12 protein-coding genes are annotated in these 17,011 nt (G+C 68.1%); 9 read left to right on the top strand and 3 right to left on the bottom strand.

Features of this window, described 5'->3' with window-relative positions; translation table 11 throughout:
* The first annotated feature begins 2 nt into the window (after positions 1–2).
* The 8 genes from ccoG to C8K14_RS10845 all read left to right on the top strand — a co-directional run bounded on the left by ccoG (position 3) and on the right by C8K14_RS10845 (position 9,643).
* The gene (ccoG, locus tag C8K14_RS10880; RefSeq protein WP_107716665.1) at positions 3–1,511 is read left to right on the top strand and encodes a cytochrome c oxidase accessory protein CcoG; all 1,509 of its coding nucleotides are present in this window, start codon (positions 3–5) and stop codon (positions 1,509–1,511) included.
* A 15-nt stretch (positions 1,512–1,526) separates the two neighbouring features.
* Positions 1,527–2,024, top strand: a complete 498-nt coding sequence (locus C8K14_RS10875) for a FixH family protein (protein WP_233251032.1) — start codon at positions 1,527–1,529, stop codon at positions 2,022–2,024.
* Complete coding sequence (locus tag C8K14_RS10870; RefSeq protein WP_107716664.1) at positions 2,021–4,171, top strand: heavy metal translocating P-type ATPase; 2,151 nt, start codon at positions 2,021–2,023, stop codon at positions 4,169–4,171. The genes C8K14_RS10875 and C8K14_RS10870 overlap by 4 nt, the downstream gene beginning before the upstream one ends.
* Positions 4,168–4,329: a cbb3-type cytochrome oxidase assembly protein CcoS gene (gene ccoS, locus C8K14_RS10865; protein ID WP_062785522.1), complete on the top strand. Its 162-nt coding sequence runs from the start codon at positions 4,168–4,170 to the stop codon at positions 4,327–4,329. The genes C8K14_RS10870 and ccoS overlap by 4 nt, the downstream gene beginning before the upstream one ends.
* Positions 4,326–4,619 (top strand): hypothetical protein, encoded by a 294-nt coding sequence (locus C8K14_RS10860; RefSeq protein ID WP_107716663.1) that lies wholly within the window; start codon positions 4,326–4,328, stop codon positions 4,617–4,619. The genes ccoS and C8K14_RS10860 overlap by 4 nt, the downstream gene beginning before the upstream one ends.
* A gap of 52 nt (positions 4,620–4,671) precedes the next feature.
* Positions 4,672–6,012: an oxygen-independent coproporphyrinogen III oxidase gene (gene hemN / locus C8K14_RS10855; RefSeq protein ID WP_107716707.1), complete on the top strand. Its 1,341-nt coding sequence runs from the start codon at positions 4,672–4,674 to the stop codon at positions 6,010–6,012.
* 139 nt (positions 6,013–6,151) lie between these two features.
* Entirely contained in the window at positions 6,152–6,769 is a 618-nt protein-coding gene (gene eda / locus C8K14_RS10850; RefSeq protein WP_022674609.1) for a bifunctional 4-hydroxy-2-oxoglutarate aldolase/2-dehydro-3-deoxy-phosphogluconate aldolase, read from the top strand.
* Positions 6,770–6,856: 87 nt separating this feature from the next.
* Entirely contained in the window at positions 6,857–9,643 is a 2,787-nt protein-coding gene (locus tag C8K14_RS10845; RefSeq protein ID WP_107716662.1) for a phosphoenolpyruvate carboxylase, read from the top strand.
* Between the two features lie 10 nt (positions 9,644–9,653).
* On the opposite strand, the gene C8K14_RS10840 is transcribed toward C8K14_RS10845, so the two are convergent.
* The 3 genes from C8K14_RS10840 to C8K14_RS10830 all read right to left on the bottom strand — a co-directional run bounded on the left by C8K14_RS10840 (position 9,654) and on the right by C8K14_RS10830 (position 13,343).
* The gene (locus tag C8K14_RS10840; RefSeq protein WP_199223717.1) at positions 9,654–11,504 is read right to left on the bottom strand and encodes an FUSC family protein; all 1,851 of its coding nucleotides are present in this window, start codon (positions 11,502–11,504) and stop codon (positions 9,654–9,656) included.
* A 73-nt stretch (positions 11,505–11,577) separates the two neighbouring features.
* Positions 11,578–12,693, bottom strand: a complete 1,116-nt coding sequence (locus C8K14_RS10835; RefSeq protein ID WP_107716660.1) for a TrkA family potassium uptake protein — start codon at positions 12,691–12,693, stop codon at positions 11,578–11,580.
* A 62-nt stretch (positions 12,694–12,755) separates the two neighbouring features.
* Entirely contained in the window at positions 12,756–13,343 is a 588-nt protein-coding gene (locus C8K14_RS10830; protein ID WP_107716659.1) for a TetR/AcrR family transcriptional regulator, read from the bottom strand.
* Between the two features lie 180 nt (positions 13,344–13,523).
* Here C8K14_RS10830 and C8K14_RS10825 point away from each other — a divergent pair, with 180 nt between their 5' ends.
* Positions 13,524–16,958: an acyl-[ACP]--phospholipid O-acyltransferase gene (locus C8K14_RS10825; RefSeq protein ID WP_233251031.1), complete on the top strand. Its 3,435-nt coding sequence runs from the start codon at positions 13,524–13,526 to the stop codon at positions 16,956–16,958.
* Positions 16,959–17,011 lie beyond the last annotated feature (53 nt).

Genomic DNA, 17,011 nt, shown 5'->3' with positions numbered 1-17,011 from the left:
CAATGCCCGCTGATCCCAAGCTCAAGCTGGTAGCCTCCACCCCCGCGCCGCAAGGCGGGGGTGGGGCACCCCACGAACCATCGCTCTATGCCCGGCGCGAACCGGTTTGCCCGAGCAAGATCGATGGGCGGTTCCGGCGCTTCAAATGGGCCGTCATGGCGTTTTGCCTGGCAGTCTATTGGGGCACGCCGTGGCTGCGCTGGGATCGCGGGCCCTGGGCGCCCCACCAGGCGGTGCTGATCGACCTGGCACATCGCCGGTTCTACATGTTCGGCATCGAAATCTGGCCGCACGAGTTCTATTTCGTGGCCGGGCTGCTGATCATGGCGGGCATCGGCCTGTTCCTGGTCACATCGGCCGTGGGCCGGGCGTGGTGCGGCTATGCCTGCCCGCAGACGGTGTGGACCGATCTGTTCCAGCATGTCGACCGCCTGATCGATGGTGACCGCAACGCGCAGCTGGCGCTGGACCGCGCCCCGTGGACGGCGCGCAAGGTGACCAAGCGTGTGGCCAAGTGGGCCATATTCCTGGGCATCAGCTTTGCCACCGGCGGGGCGTGGATTTTCTATTTCGCCGACGCCCCCACGCTCCAGCGCGAATTCTGGACCGGCACGGCGCCGGGCGTCGCCTATGGCTGCGTCGCCGTGCTCACGTTCACCACGTTCTGGTTGGGCGGATTCATGCGCGAGCAGGTGTGCGTCTACATGTGCCCCTGGCCGCGCATCCAGTCGGCCATGCTCGACGAAAAGTCGCTGATCGTTACCTACAAGGATTGGCGTGGTGAGCCGCGCGGGTCGCTCAAGCAGGCCAAGCGCCTGCCTGGCGCAGTGGGCGACTGCATCGACTGCAAGCAGTGCGTGGCGGTGTGCCCCACCGGGATCGACATTCGCGAAGGCGCGCAGATCGGCTGCATCACCTGCGGCCTGTGCATCGATGCCTGCGACCGGGTCATGGGCCAGGTCGGCCGCGCGCGGGGCCTCATTGACTATTGCACGCTCGATGATGCCGAACACGAACGGCAAGGCGGGGCCGCCAAGCCGTTGATCCGCGCGATCTTCCGCCCGCGCACGCTGGTCTATCTGGGTCTGTGGGGTGGGATCGGTCTGGCGCTGCTGTTCATGCTGGGCCAGCGCACCCGGCTCGACCTGTCCGTCGCGCGCGATCGCAACCCTGAATTCGTCCAGCTTTCCAACGGTTCGGTGCGCAATGGCTTCACCGTCAAGCTGCGCAACATGGAAGACCGGCCGCGCCGGGTCGTGCTGTCGCTCGATGGCTTGCCGCAAGGCGCGATCTATAGCGACGAGATGGACGCAGCCGCGGCGCGGCCCGCGCTGGGCTTCACCGTGCCGGCCGATACCACGCAGCGCCTGCGCATCTATGCCGTGGTGCCCAGCGGTGCCGCGCAAGAGCGGCATTTCACCTTCCGCCTCTCTGCCCAGGCTCGGCCCGGCGAACAGCCGGCGCAAGATGCCGTGAAGACCGAATTTTCCGCCCCCGGCGACACCGACTAGCAAGGAGCACAGCCGATGACCCAGCATCGTCTTCCGCAGGATGCCATGCCCGCCACGCGCGTGGCCCGCCCGTTTACTGGCCGCCATATGGCAGCGATCCTGATCACGTTCTTTGGCGTGGTGATCATCGTCAACGTGGTCATGGCGCGGCTTGCCCTGTCAACGTTCGGCGGGGTGGTGGTGGAAAATTCCTATGTCGCCAGCCAGAACTTCAACCGCTGGCTGGGCGAGGCACGCAGCGAAAAGGCACTGGGCTTTGCCGGCAGCATCGCGCGCGACGAGACTGGCGCGCTCGCGGTGGTGCTGAACGATGCGCAGGGCCATGCGATTGCCGGGGCGGCGGTGACCGCGCTGGCCGAACATCCGCTGGGCCTGCGTGATGACCTGGCGCTCAGCCTGAATGAAACGGCGCCGGGCCATTATCGCGCCGCGCTGCCTGGCGGGCGCTGGCGCATCAAGCTCAAGGTCGTGCAGCATGGCGCCACATGGCGCATGATGGGCGACGTGGGATGACCCGAGCCGCCCAGACCCTGGCGCCGACCGATACGGCGGCACCGGCATCGCTGCACACCGCGTTGTCGGTGCCGGGCATGCATTGCGGCGGCTGCATGGGCAAGGTGGAGCGGGCGCTGGCTGCCGTGCCCGGCGTGGTTGCCGCGCGTGCCAATCTTACTGCGCGCAGCGTGGGCGTCGATCACGTGGCGGGGGTGGCCGTGCCCGATCTGGTGGCGGCGCTGGCGGCCACCGGCTTTGCCGCGCAGCCGCGCGCCACCGTGCTGGAACAGGCGCCTTCTGCCGTGCGGCCGTTGCTGGCACCGCTGGCCGTGGCGGCGTTTGCCTGCATGAACGTGATGCTGCTGTCGGTCAGCGTGTGGTCGGGGGCCGATGGCGCCACGCGCGATCTGTTCCACTGGCTTTCGGCGCTGATCGGGGTGCCGGCGATTGCCTATGCCGGGCGGCCGTTCTTTGCCTCGGCATGGGGCGCCTTGAAGCACGGGCGCACCAACATGGATGTGCCGATCTCCATCGGCGTGACGCTGGCCACCGCGCTGTCGTTCTATGAAACCGTGACTCACGGGGCTGAGGCATGGTTCGATGGCACGCTGATGCTGCTGCTGTTCCTGCTGGCCGGGCGCGCGCTGGATGCGATGATGCGCGATCGCGCGCGGGCCGGGGTGGATGCCCTGCTGCGCCAGGCCGCGCCTGGGGCCATGGTGGTGGCCGCCGATGGCACGCCCGCTTGGCTGGCGGCAACAGACCTGGCGCCGGGCATGATCATGCGCGTGGCCGCCGGAGAGCGGCTGGCTGCCGATGGTGTGATCCAGCGCGGGGCGAGCCGGCTCGACCGCTCGCTGCTGACCGGCGAAAGCGCTGCCGTTGCCGCCAAGGTGGGTGATCTGGTGCTGGCCGGCACGCTGAATGAAGAGGCGCCGCTCGACGTGGAAGTGCGCGCGATCGGCGAGGATACCGCCCTGGCCGAGATCGCCCGCCTGATGGAGACGGCCGGTCAATCACGCTCGCGCTATGTGCGGATCGCCGATCGGGCTTCGCGCCTCTATGCCCCGGCGGTGCACAGCCTTGCGGCGCTGACCTTTGTCGGCTGGATGCTGGCCGGGGCCGGGCTGTACAAGGCGCTGGTGATTGCCATTGCCGTGCTGATCATCACCTGCCCCTGCGCGCTGGGGCTGGCGGTGCCGGTGGCGCAGGTGGTCGCCGCGGGCGCGCTGATGAAGCGGGGCGTGCTGATCAAGGACGGCTCTGCGCTGGAGCGGCTGGCCGAAGTGGATCGCATGCTGATCGACAAGACCGGCACGCTCACCCTGGGGCGCCCGGTGCCCGACGCCAGCGCACTCGATGCACTGACGCCACAGGAAGCCGGCGTCGCGCTGGCGCTGGCCAGCCACAGCCGCCATCCGCTGTCGCTGGGCCTGGCTGAGGCTTTGGCCGCGCGCGGGGTAAAGGCGGCGCCCCTCAGCGAGGTGGAGGAAGTGCCCGGACGCGGGGTGACCGCACTGTGGCGGGGCATTGCCGTGTCGCTGGGCCGGCCATCCTCGCCCGCCGGCGGCATGGCGGCGGCGCTGGCCCTGGGGGCTGATCCCGTGCGCCTGATCGGCTTTGCCGACAGCCTGCGGCCCGATGCCCTTACCGCGCTGGCGGCCCTGCGGCGTCAGGGGCTGGAAGCCTCGATCCTGTCGGGCGACAATGCCCAGGCGGTGGCGCAGGTGGCGCGGGAAACCGGATTGACCGCGCAGGCCAGTGCCTCTCCGCAAGACAAGCATGACGCGATCGCGCGGCTGACGGCTGGCGGGCGCCGGGTGCTGATGGTGGGCGATGGGCTCAACGATGGCCCGGCGCTGGCGGCGGCCCATGCCTCGATCGCGCCGGGCACGGCCAGCGACGTGGGGCGCCAGGCCGCAGACGTGGTCTTTACCGGCACCTCGCTCATGGCACTGCCGCGCTGCGTTGCCATGGCCCGCGCCACGATGCGGGTGGTGCGCCAGAACTTTGCCCTGGCGATTGCCTACAACCTCCTTGCCGTGCCGCTGGCCATGGCGGGGCTGGTTACGCCACTGATCGCGGCGGTGGCGATGTCCACCTCTTCGCTGATCGTCGTGGCCAATTCCCTGCGGTTGTCTTGGGTGGGGGGAGACGTGGCATGACCTCTATCGCGGTTCTCATTCCGATCGCGCTGGGCATGGGCCTGATCGGACTTTGCGCGTTTTTCTGGGCCCTGCGGCGTGGGCAGTTCGTCGATCTGGATGGCGCGGCGGCGCGCATCCTGATCGACGAGGCCGATGAAGCGGACCGGCAGCCATGACCCGGCGCGGCCGCCTGTGGCTGGTCACGCCGGCCTGCGCGCTGGCGGTGCTGCGGCTGGTGCTGCCGGCGCCCGCGCTGGCGCAGGTGGGCGGTGGCAGTGCCTTTGCCGTGCCGATCTGCGGCGAGGCGGGCCATGTCCTGGTGATCCGCATTCCCGGCCAGGGCCAGCAGCGCAAGCCGCAGGGCGATGGCACCGCGCCGTGTTGCGCGATTTGCCATAGCGCAATGCGCAAGCGCGCCACGGGCGATAGCTGCTGTGGCGAGGAGGACGATGACGATGTCGCTTGAAGCAGGCCCAGCTGCCCAGATGAACACCGCCGTTGCCGCGATTGCCGGGGCGATGCCGCCGCAATCGGGTGAGCGATTCGATGATTGGACCTGGTATCCCGAACTCTTGGCGCGGCCGGTGCCGCGCTACACCAGCTATCCCACGGCGGCCGAATTTGCCGACGCCGATCTGGCCGATGCGCAAGCGCGGGCGCTGGGCCTGCTGCGTGGGCCGGTCTCGCTCTATCTGCATATCCCCTATTGCCAGGAAATCTGCTGGTATTGCGGCTGCAACACCGGTGCTGCCAACCGCAGCCAGCGCCTTGCCGCCTATCTCGGCGCGCTTCACCGCGAGATCGAGATGGTGGCCCAGCTGATCGGGCCGCAGGCGCGGATCACGCGGATCGCCTTTGGCGGGGGCAGCCCCAACGCGATTTCACCCACCGATTTCGTGCGGCTGATCGATACGCTCACGCTCAATTTCCGCCTGGCGCGCCCGGTCATCTCGCTTGAACTCGATCCGCGCAGCCTCATGCCGCAGTGGTTCACCGCGATCGCCGGGATCGGCGTGATCAAAGCGAGCCTGGGCGTGCAGACTTTCGATCCGCGCGTGCAGGCGGCGATCGGCCGCGTGCAGCCGCAGGACGACATTGCCCGCGCGATGGATGGCCTGCGCGGGGCCGGGGTGGATTCGATCAATTTCGACCTGATGTATGGTCTGCCCCATCAGGACGAGGCCGTGCTCGACCAGACGCTCGACACCGCCATTGCCATGGCGCCCGATCGCGTTGCGCTGTTCGGCTATGCCCATGTGCCGCACGTGGTGCCGCGCCAGCGGCGGATCGACGTGGCCGCGCTGCCGGGCCAGCGCACCCGCTTTGCCATGGCCGCGCAAGGATCGGCGCGGCTGCGCGCGGCGGGCTATGACGCGATCGGGTTCGATCACTTTGCCCTGCCGGATGATGACCTGGCCAAGGCACGCCGCAATGGCACGCTGCGCCGCAACTTCCAGGGCTTTACCGACGATAGCGCCGGCGCGCTGATCGGCCTTGGCGCCTCGTCGGTCGGGGTCTTTCCCGGCCTGCTGGTGCAAAACGAAAAGAATGCCGGGCGCTATCGCCAGCAACTGGAAAGCGGGCGCCTTGCTGGCACGCGCGGCGTGGTCCAGACGGTGCAGGACCAGCGCCGCGCGGCGGTGATCGAGACGCTGCTGTGCCAAGAGGCGGTAGACCTGCCGGCCGACCTGCTGGACGAAGCGCGCGACGGCCTGGCGCCGTTCGCGGCCCGCGGCCTGGCACGTATCGAGGGGCAGCGCCTGGTCCTGGCACCACACAGCGCGCCCTATCACCGCTCCATCGCCGTGCTGTTCGATGCCTATCGCGGCGGCGGGCACCAGTTCAGTTCTGCGGTGTGACTGAAACACGGGGCAGCCAAGCCGCTGGCGCGGTTTTTGCCACACTTTGAGGAAATAGCTATGCGCCCGGTCTGTTAGCGGGTGCACAACTGCGCGTTGAGGGGCTAGGCTTTTCTCCTGCCAAATGCGGGGAGAGTTCATGAAGCCGATCGAAGCCATCATGCGCACGGCGCCTGTCATTCCGGTGCTGGTGATCGATGATGTGGCCCATGCCCTGCCGGTCGCCCGCGCCCTGGTCGCCGGCGGCTTGCGCGTTCTTGAAGTCACGCTGCGCACGCCTGCCGCGCTCGAGGCGATTACGGCGATGAAAAGCGTTGAAGGCGCCATCGTCGGCGCCGGCACGGTGACCAATCCCGATGAACTCAAGGCCGCGATCGACGCCGGCGCCGAGTTTATCGTGTCGCCCGGCCTCACCGATCGCTTGGGCCAGGCGGCGGTGGATGCGGGTATTCCGTTCCTGCCCGGCACGGCCTGCGCCGCCGATATCATGCGTGGCCTTGACCTGGGGCTGACGCATTTCAAGTTCTTCCCGGCGTCCACCTCGGGCGGGTTGCCTGCGCTCAAGGCGCTGGCCGCACCGTTCTATCAGGCGCGCTTCTGCCCCACCGGCGGGATCAGCGCGGCAACTGCCCCCGAATGGCTGGCGTTTGATCGCGTGCTGTGCGTGGGTGGCAGCTGGGTCGTGCCCAAGGGCGCGCCGGACGAGGCCGAGATCGAGCGCCTGGCGCACGAGGCCTCGGCCCTCGCGAAGGGCTGAGGGGCCCAGGCGCGGGTGGCGGGCAGGAAAGTTCGCTCGACAGGAAAGCCGGATGGCGCAGCAAGGCCAGCAGGGGGGAAACGGCAGATGAAGACCGTCGCAAAGCTTAGGGACCGTTTGCGCAAGCTGCATGAACGGACGTCTGAAACGCCGCTGTTCAATCCGGTTTTCCAGCTGAGCCACGATCTGTCGCGCGATCTGGAAACCGGCGCCCTGTCGCTCGACGACATGGAAGGCCTGGTGGCCGAGCTGGAATGCGAGGCCCTGCAAAGCCGCGCCGGCCGGCTGCGCCGTCTGGTCGCGCCGACCGATCCGCAGGAAAACCTGTCACGCATCGCGGCCCTTCTGGACGAGGAAGATGGCTTCAGCCAGTTCCGCGCGCGCTGGGAAAAGCCGCTGCTGCACGGCGTGTTCACCGCCCATCCCACGTTCCTGCTCAACCCGGCGCAGGCCGATGCCGTGGCCACCGCCGCGCTGGCCGACGATCCGCTGGCCTCCACGGTCTGCGCGCTGCCGGCCCACGGCCCCAAGATCACGCTGGAATTCGAACACCTTGAGGTGTGCAACGCGATCGAGCGGGCCGGCCGCGCGCGCGACCGCATCAACGCCACGCTGCTCTCGCACGCCCGCCAGCGCTGGCCGGGCCGCTGGCTCGATTTCCGCCCGCTGCCGTTCCGCTTTGCCACCTGGGTCGGCTATGACATGGATGGCCGCACCGACATCGGCTGGCACACCTCGATCGCGTTCCGCCTGCGCGAAAAGGCGCGGCGCCTGGGCACCTATCGTGCCAGCCTGGCTGGCCTGGCGCCCGATCATGCGCTGATCGCCACGCTTGATGCGGCGCAGATCCATGCCTCTGACATGGCGGAGCTGTTTTCCCGCCCGCTCGATACGCCCGAAGCGCTGGCCGCTGCCGCCAACCGCATGACGGCCGACGATCCGGCCAAGCTGCTGAGCCTGACGCCGCTGATCGAGACGCTCGAAGCCGATGCGGCCGGGGCCGAAGATGGCGATCTGGCGGTGGGCCTGGCCACCCTGGCCGGCGCCATGCGCGCCGATGGCCTGGGCATGGGGTGGATCCACTTCCGCGTCAATTCCTCGCAGCTTCACAACGCCTTGCGCCGCCGGATCGACCCGGAAGGCACGCTCGACATCGCCAGCAAGAGCGCGATCTCGCGGCTGCGCGAGCTGCTGGCCGAGGTCAAGCCGCTGCGCGTCAACTTTGCCGCGCTGGCGATCGAGACCAGCACCGCGATCCGCCAGTTCCTGGCGATGGCGCAGATCCTGCATCATATCGATGCCGATGCGCCGATCCGCATGCTGATCGCCGAATGCGAACAGCCGCAGACCGTGCTGGCTGCGCTCTATTTCGCCAAGCTGTTCGGCATCGATGACAAGGTCGACGTTTCGCCCTTGTTCGAAACCGAAACCGCGCTGGAACATGGCGGCCGCTTCCTCGAAGCGCTGCTGGCCGAAGAAGCCTATCGCGATTACGTGCGCCGCCGCGGCCGCGTGTCGATCCAGACCGGCTTTTCCGACGCTGGGCGCTTTATCGGCCAGCTGCCGGCCGCGCTTGCGATCGAGCGCCTGCAAGGCCGCCTGGCTGAAGCGATGACCAACAACGGGCTGGCCGATGTGGCCGCCCTGGTGTTTGACACCCACGGCGAATCCATGGGGCGCGGCGCGCATCCCGCCGGCTTTGCCGATCGCCTGACCTGGCCGCTCAGCCGCTGGGCGCGCCGCCGCTTTGCCAAGGCGGGCATCGCGCTGGAAGCCGAAGCCAGTTTCCAAGGCGGCGATGGCTATCTGTTCTTCCGCAACGACGAACTGGCGCTGGCCACGCTGGCCCGCATCGCCGAAGCCGAAGTGGCGTTCACGGCGCCGGCATCGCGCGATCCGTTCTATGATCGCACCGATCTCAGCCTCGATTTCTATCGCGCGATCCGCCGCGTGCAGCGCGATCACCTGAAAAGCGCGACTTATGCCCGCGCGGTGACCGCGTTCGGCCTGGGCATGCTGACGCCCACGGGCAGCCGCGTCTCGCGCCGCCAGTCCGACATTTCGGCTGACCGCTCGATGAGCCTGCGCCAGATCCGCGCGATCCCGCACAACGCCATCCTGCAGCAGATCGGCTATCCGGTGAACGTGATCGCCGGCGCGGGCACGGCGGCTGGTGACGAGATGGAGGCGATTGCCGAACTCCTGGGCCAGTCTGACCGGGGCAACCAGCTGGTGCGCCTGCTGCGCGCGGCCAATGGCCTGGCCTCGATCAAGACGGTCGCCGCCTATGGCGAGCTGTTCAATTCCGCCTATTGGGCCAGCCGGCCCTATCGCGGCACTGAAACCGCGCTGGAAGCAGCGTGCATGGCCCTGGCCGAATACCTGACCAAGGACGATCGTTCGGGCGTGTTCCGCCGCCTGACCTCGCGCCTGCGGGTGGACTGGATGAATCTGCACCGCCTGCTCGCGTTGGTGCCGGGCATGCCGTCGGGGCGCGATCCGGTGGTCGATGCCGAACGGCGCAATATCGGCCTGCTGCAGGCCGTGCGCCTGTCGCTGCTGATGCACATGTTCCTGCGCGCGGTGCAGGTGCCGCCGTTCTCCCGTTCCAACGACGTGAGCCGCGACGACGTGCTGGAAATGGTGCTGTCGCTGCGCGTGGACGATGCGCTGGCGCAGCTGCGCCGGGCCTATCCGGTGGCGATGCCGCACGTGGCCGATTTCAGCGTGGACGAGCCGAGCGACTTTCCCGATCACGAGGGCGAAGATTATGGCGCGATCCGTGCCCGCTTCATAGACCCGATCGAGCGGGCGCACGCGCTCAACCTGCGCGTGGCCGTGGCCGTGGCCAACTACTTCGGCGCCCACGGCTAAGCCGCCCGGCTCAAATGCCGCGGTTTTCGCCTAGGCGGCGGTGCCAGGCCATCGCCGCCGCGCCTGCCAGCATGCGCAAGGTGCCCAGCCCCTGGGCATGGGCCATCGCGCCGCGGGTGCGGTTGATCAGGCCACCTAGATCGTGCAGCGCGGTTTCCGCCTCGATGCTGGCGAGGCCAGCGGCGCGACGCACCGTTTCGATCTCGGCAAAGGGGCGGGCGGCGCTGACCGCGTCGAAATAGGCGCGGTTGGCGGCAATGCCTTCGGCGATGCGCCCGGGCAAGGACGCGCCGAAATCGGGCCACAGCAGGAAGACCGCGAGCAGGGCCGCCAGGCTGCCGATGACATTGTCGATCATCCGGGCTGCGGCAATGCCTTCGCCGGGATGGAGCATGGCCGTGACGATCACGAACAGCATCGTCAGGAACACGACGAACACGGTATAATTCACCGCGCGCAGGGCAATCGCCACGCCGGCCAGCAGCGTGGCGAGGCAGGCCAGTGGCACGGTTTCCGCCCCGCCGAGCAGCAGCAGGGCCGAAGCGAAGAGCCCGCCCAGCACGCTGCCCAAAATGCGTTCGAGACAGCGCGCCCAGGTGACGCGCACCCCGCCTTGCAGGACGACGACGACTGCCATCGCCGCCCAATAGGGATAGCCCAGCCCAAAGGTGAGCGCGGCGGCATAGACCGCCACCAGCCCGGCGGTCTGCCGCAGGGCCTGTTGCACCGCCGCGCGCGACAGGGGGCGGGCGCGCAGCACACCGCCCGCTGCCGGCAGCGGTGCGGCGGGTGGGACGGGGGTGGCAAAGGCCTGGGCCATGGCCAGGGTACAGCCAGCGCACAGGTCATCGCGCAGCCCGCCGGCCAAGGCGTGCATGCGGCGCAGTGCCCAGGGCAGGGCGGCAGGTTCGGCGATGCCAGGCGGCATGGCGCGATCGTGCATCCAGGCGAGCAGCGCGGTGCGGCAGGCCCGCGCGACGGCCAGCCGCTCGCGCGCGGAGCCGACCTGCTCGATAAAGCCCTGGTCCAGTGCGATCAGCGCGCCAAACAGGGTTTCGGCAGTGGCCAGCGCCTGGTGATGCGGGGTAAGGCCGGTAGTCTGTACGGCATAGCGATCGAGCAGGCTGCGCAGCCGCTCTACCGCCAGGCGCACGGTGCGGCGATGCTCGGCATGTTCGCTGTGCCAGGCGCCATCGCGGTGCGGGCCTTCACCCAGGCTGACGAGGCTTTCGGCCATGTCGAGCAGGCGCACGATCACGGCATCACTGGCGCGCACCAGCGGGCGCAGCGCATCGATCGGCCAGAGCAGCGTGATCAGCAGATAGGCCCATGTCGCCCCGGCGAGAAAGGCCAAGGCCTGCGCGCCGGCGAGGTGCAGCCCCTGCGGAAAGCCCACGGCGACCACTGCCACCACGCCGAGCAGCGTGCCGAGCAACCCGCCATAGGCAATGCGCCCGCAGGCCAGCAGCACGGCAAACACCAGGATCGGCCCCAATAGCAGCCCCGCCATGGGCCAGAGCGCGGCGAGCGCACTGCCGGCAAAGGCCATGGCCGTGCCCGCGCCCAGGAACGTGCCCAGCATGCGTCGCCGCACCGCATCGGGTGCGGGGGCATCGCACAAGCAGGTCCAGAATGCCGCGAAGACCGACCAGCCCAGCACGGCCAGCCCGCTGGCCAGGGCCAGCGTCAGCGGCGCGCCTACCGCCAGCGCGGCGCGCAGCCCCTCGGCCAGGTCGAAATGCTCGGGGACAAGCCCGAACGAGCGCAGTTCGAGCCGCCGCGCCGCCCAGCGCAGCATGCTGTCGGGGTGGCGCCTCATGACGGGCAGCGTGGGAAGAGGGGCGAGGGCGGGATCGGGCATGGCAGAGCCGCGCTCCTGCCCAGCGTCAGGGAGCGCAGCAATTGCCATTCTTGCATTCGCAGTTGCGCCGCGTTCATCGCACCAGGGCGCGGCCGTGCTTCACCGGCCGGGCCGGAGCGTGGAATACCGCGCCGGCCGAAAGGCGGCTGCCGCGCACGACCAGCAGGATGCGGTCGCCGGCCTCGATCCGCACGTCTTCGCCGGGGTGCTGGATCTGCTGGCCACCGGCGCGATCGATCTGGACGATGAAATAGGCGCCGTTGCCGCGCCGCTCGGCTTCGCCCACGCTGGCGCCGGTCAGCGCGCCCTTGGCCGGGCAGGTCACCACTTCCAGGTCCAGCCCGAAATCGTGCAGCTTGCGCTTTACATCGCTCATCGGGCTGTTTTCCCCCATCGCCGCGCCGGTGGCGGGGTAGAGGATCAACTCGGTGATGCGCTCGGCCCCGATGTGGGTGGGCAGCACGACCTTGTCTGCGCCGGCGTGGAACAGCTTGCTTTCGGTGGACGGCGCCTCGCCCCGGGCGATGATCTGCACGGCGGGGTTTAGATTGCGGGCCGAGAGCGTGATGAACACGTTGGCGGCGTCATCAGGCAGAACCGTGGCCAGGACCTTGGCGCGGGTGATGCCGGCCTCCTTGAGCGTTTCTTCCAGCGTCGCCTCTCCCACCAGGGTCAGGAAGCCATGGCTGCGCGCTTCTTCGGCCTTGGCAGGCGAGCGTTCCAGCACCAGGAACGGGTGGCCTGCTTCGGCCAGGGCCTTGGCCAGTTGCACGCCGATGCGGCCATAGCCGCAGATGATGGTGTGCCCGCTCAGACGTTCGATTTCGGTGTGCATGCGATCAAGCCCCAGAAGGCGGCGGAACTGGAACAGGGTGAAGACCTGGACGAGCGCGCCGGTCAGCACGATCATCCCGGTGCAGCCCAGCACGATCGTCATCGTCGTCCACAGCCGCAGGAACGTGCCATCGATCGGCCGCACTTCGCCATAGCCGACCGAAAAGATCGTCAGCAGCACCATGTAGGCCGCATCGCCCAGCGGCCAGCCAGCGCGGACATAGCCCATCGTCGACACCGCAAACAGCGCCACGACATAAAGCAGCGTGCCCGCCAGCAGCCGCAAAGGTGAACCCAGCACGCTGTTGGCGCCATGTGAGAATGCCGATTCGCTGCCCTGCCTGATGTCTGCCATTGCCCCCGTCCGGCCGGGAGTGTGGCGGGCGATCATGGCGCTGTCCAGCGCGCGGGCGCCACTCAGTGCGCGCTGATGGCGTCTTCCACGCGGGCGAGGGCGGCAGCCAGGGGATCGGTTTCACCCAGCAGGCGGAACGTGCCGTTGAGCGCGAAGAAGCAGTGACCGTGCACCGTTGCCAAGAGCGAGCGCGCCAAGGGCTGCGCCGCTGCCCGCCGGGCGGGGGGTAGGGCGGCGGCCACCTCACGCACCACGACATCGGTGATGGCGGTGACGCGGGCGGTGTAATCGGGCGGTGGCACTTCGTTTTCCGGCAGGCGGAAATCGTAGAGTGCGGTCCAGGCGTGGCGATGGTGGCTGGCAAAATCGAAATAGGCGGCAATCGCCTGGGCCAGGCGGTTTTCGCTTTGCCCCGCCAGCCGATCTTCCAGCGCGGCGCGCCACAGATCGAGCGTGTGGCCATTGATGGCCAGCATCAACGCATCCAGGCTGCCCATGACGTTGTAGATCGTACCGATCGAATAGCCGATGCGCTTGGCCACCTCGCGCGCGGAAAAGCGGGCAAAGCCCACTTCGGAAAGCTGGCGATGTCCCTCGCGCACGATCATGGCGTGCAGCTCTTCGCGGGTATGATCTGATCGGCGGCCCATGCCGACTGCTTTAACCGAGAAAATGAACACCGTCTAATTATTTAATTGAACGATGTATAATTCTGTGGGAGGTACTGGGCCACCGCCGGTGAGTCGCGGCGTGAACGGGTAACATTCGGCAATCCTTAAGCTGTTGCCGGCCAAGCACGGGCCGGGGCAGCGCAGACGGGGTAAAGGCGCATGGCGAAATCTGATATCGGCCTGTTGGGCACACGCCGGTTCGGGCCGATTTTCGTGGTGCAGTTCCTGGGCGCGTTCAACGACAACCTGTTGAAATTCGCGCTGCTGTTCCTGGCCAACTTCGGCCTCTACGCCGCCGCGCCCGACAAGGCCAAGATGCTGGCGGCAGTGGCCACCGGCCTGTTCATCCTGCCCTATTTTCTGTTTTCCGCGCTGGCCGGGCAACTGGCCGATGGCATGGACAAGGCGCGCCTGGTGCGCTTGATAAAGGGGGCCGAACTGGCGATCATGGCGGTGGCCATGGCCGGTTTCTGGCTGCTCTCGGTGCCGCTGCTGCTGGCCGCGCTGTTCCTGATGGGGCTGCATTCCACGCTGTTTGGCCCGGTCAAGTATTCGATCCTGCCCCAGCATTTGCGCGGGGACGAGATCATGGGCGGCACCGGCCTGATCGAGGGCGGCACGTTCCTGGCCATTCTCGGCGGGCAGTTGCTGGCTGGGGTGATGCCTTCGCACCTTGCCGGGCTGGCGTTGACGGGGCTGGCGCTGGTGGGCTTCCTGGCGAGCCTGGCCGTGCCGGCGGCGCCCGCAGGCCGCTCGGTCGAGCGGCTGGACTGGAACCTGTGGCGCGGCACCATGGCCATTCTGGACGATGCCCGCGCCATTCGCCCGGTGTGGGGCGCGATCCTGGGCACCAGCTGGTTCTTTGCCGCCGGCGCCGTGCTGGTTTCGGAATTTGCCCCGCTGGTCAGCGGCACGCTGGCGGCGCGGCAAGACGTTGCCACGCTGTTCCTGATTGTGTTCTCGCTGGCGATCGCGGCCGGTTCGGTCTGCGTCAACCTGCTGCTCAAGGGCGAAGTATCGGCGCGGTGGGTGCCGCTTTCCGCGCTGGGCCTGGCGGCCGGACTGATCGACCTGTGGATTGCCGCCAGCGGCTTTTCGGTGGAAGTGGCCGGTGCCTCGATCGGGCAGTTCCTGGCGACCGACGGGGCCTGGCACATTCTGATTGACCTGGGCGTGATCGCCTTTTCCGGCGGCATGTTCATCGTGCCGCTGTACGCCATCATCCAGGTGAAAAGCCCGGTGGAGCAGTGCTCGCGCCTGATCGCGGCCAACAACGTGGTCAATGCCGCGCTCACCGTGGCGGTGGTGCTGGTCGTGGCTGGCCTGCTGGCGCTGGGCGTGGACGTGCCCGATCTGATCGGCGTGCTGGGCTTTGCCACGCTCGCCGTGGCGCTGGCCAGCGTGTGGCTGCTGCCCGAAACGCTGTTCAAGGACGTGATCCGCCTGACGCTCAAGGTGCTCTATCGCGTAGAGGTGCAGGGCCTTGAACACATGCCGCGCGCGGGCGAGGGGGCGGTGGTGGTGGTCAACCACCTGTCGTTCCTGGATGGCGTGCTGCTCGGCGCGTTCCTGCCGGGCAAGCCAACCTTTGCCGTCCACACCGCGATCGCCAAGTCTTGGTGGATCCAGCCGTTCCTCAAGCTGTTCAAGGCCTTTCCGGTCGATCCCACCAATCCCATGGCGGCCAAGGCGATGGTGCGCACGGTGCGCGATGGCGCGTGCCTGGTGATCTTTCCCGAAGGCCGCATCACGGTGACCGGCGCCTTGATGAAAGTGTTCGACGGGCCGGGGATGGTGGCCGACAAGGCCAATGCGCCGATCATCCCGGTGCGCCTAGATGGCCCGCAGTTCTCGCCGTTTTCCTATCTCAAGGGCAAAGTAAAGCTGCGCTGGTTCCCCAAGGTTTCGCTCACCGTGCTGCCGCCGCGCCGCTTTGCCATCGACGGTGAGATGACGGCGCGCGCCCGCCGGGCCGAGGCAGGCCGCCGCCTCTACGACGAGATGAGCGGCATGATCTTTGCCACGTCAGACACGCAGACCACGCTGTTTGCCGCCCTGGCCGAGGCGCGCCGCCTGCATGGCGGCAAGACCCGCGTGCTCGAAGACATCAAGCGCGTGGCGCTCAGCTATGACAAGCTGCTGGTGGGCGCTGGCCTCCTCGGCAAGCGGTTGGACCAGGGCACGGCCGTGGGCGAGGCGGTGGGCCTTCTGATGCCCAACGTCAACGGCGCGATGGCGGCGTTCTTTGCCCTGCAGGCGATCGGCCGCGTGCCGGCAATGCTCAATTTCACCGTGGGCGCGGCGGCCATGCGCTCGGCCTGTGCCACGGCGGCGGTGCGCACGGTGGTGACAGCGCGCGCGTTCGTGGCCCAGGCCAAGCTGGAAGAGGTGATTGCCGCGCTGGAAAGCGATGGCATCACCGTGCGCTATCTCGAGGATATCGGGGCCACCATCGGCGCGGGCGAAAAGCTCTGGGCGCTGTTGCGGGTTGGCCGGCTGGCCCGCGCCCATGCGCGGCGGCGGATCGATGCGGACGCGGCGGCGGTGATTCTGTTCACCAGCGGGTCGGAAGGGCTGCCCAAGGGCGTCGTGCTGTCGCACCGCAACCTGCTGGCCAACTGTGCCCAGCTTTCGGCGCGGATCGATTTCAACAGTGCCGATGTGGTGCTCAACGCGCTGCCGGTGTTCCACTCGTTCGGGCTGACCGGCGGCACGCTGCTGCCGCTGCTTAACGGCATTCGCGTGGTGATGTATCCCAGCCCGCTGCACTATCGCATCGTGCCGGCGCTCGCCTATGACGCCAATGCCACGATCATGTTCGGCACCGATACGTTCCTGGCCGGCTATGCCCGCATGGCCCATACCTATGATTTCTATGCGCTGCGCTATGTCTTTGCCGGGGCGGAAAAGGTGAAGGACGAAACCCGCCGCACTTGGGCTGACAAGTTCGGCCTGCGCATCCTGGAAGGCTATGGCGCCACCGAGTGTGCGCCGGTGATCGCGGTCAACACGCCGATGCACTTCCGCGCCGGCACCGTCGGCCGCCTGCTGCCCGGGATCGAGACGCGACTGGAGCCGGTGCCCGGCATTGCCGAGGGCGCGCGCCTCTATGTGCGCGGGCCCAATGTCATGGCTGGCTATTTCCTGCCCGCGCAGCCTGCCGCGTTGCAACCGCCGGCGGATGGTTGGCACGATACCGGCGATATCGTCACTATCGATGCCGAAGGATTCGTCACCATTCGCGGCCGGGCCAAGCGGTTTGCCAAGATCGGCGGCGAGATGGTGTCCTTGCCGGCGGTAGAGGCGCTGGCGGGCGGGCTGTGGCCGCAGGGCGCCCATGCCGTGGTCACTCGCCCCGATGCCCGCAAGGGAGAGCAACTGGTGCTGTTCACCACCCAGGCCGATGCCACCTTGCGCGCCTTGCAGCAGTGGGGGCGGCAACAAGGCGCGGCAGAGCTGGCCATTCCGCGCGAAATCCGCGTGCTGGAGGCTTTGCCGGTGCTGGGAACGGGCAAGGTGGATTACGTAACGCTGGGCGACTGGGCGGCGCAGGCGCCCGCCACCGTGATGGCAGATGAAGAGGAGAGCGCCTGAGCTGCAGCGGGCATACATCAGGCAGTAAGGATGGCTTTGGCACAGCCACGGGC

Source organism: Novosphingobium sp. GV079 (assembly GCF_003058045.1).
Taxonomy (GTDB): Bacteria; Pseudomonadota; Alphaproteobacteria; order Sphingomonadales; family Sphingomonadaceae; genus Novosphingobium; species Novosphingobium capsulatum.
Note: the sequence above shows the minus strand (reverse complement) of the source record. Positions and strands in the feature narration are given on the sequence as shown.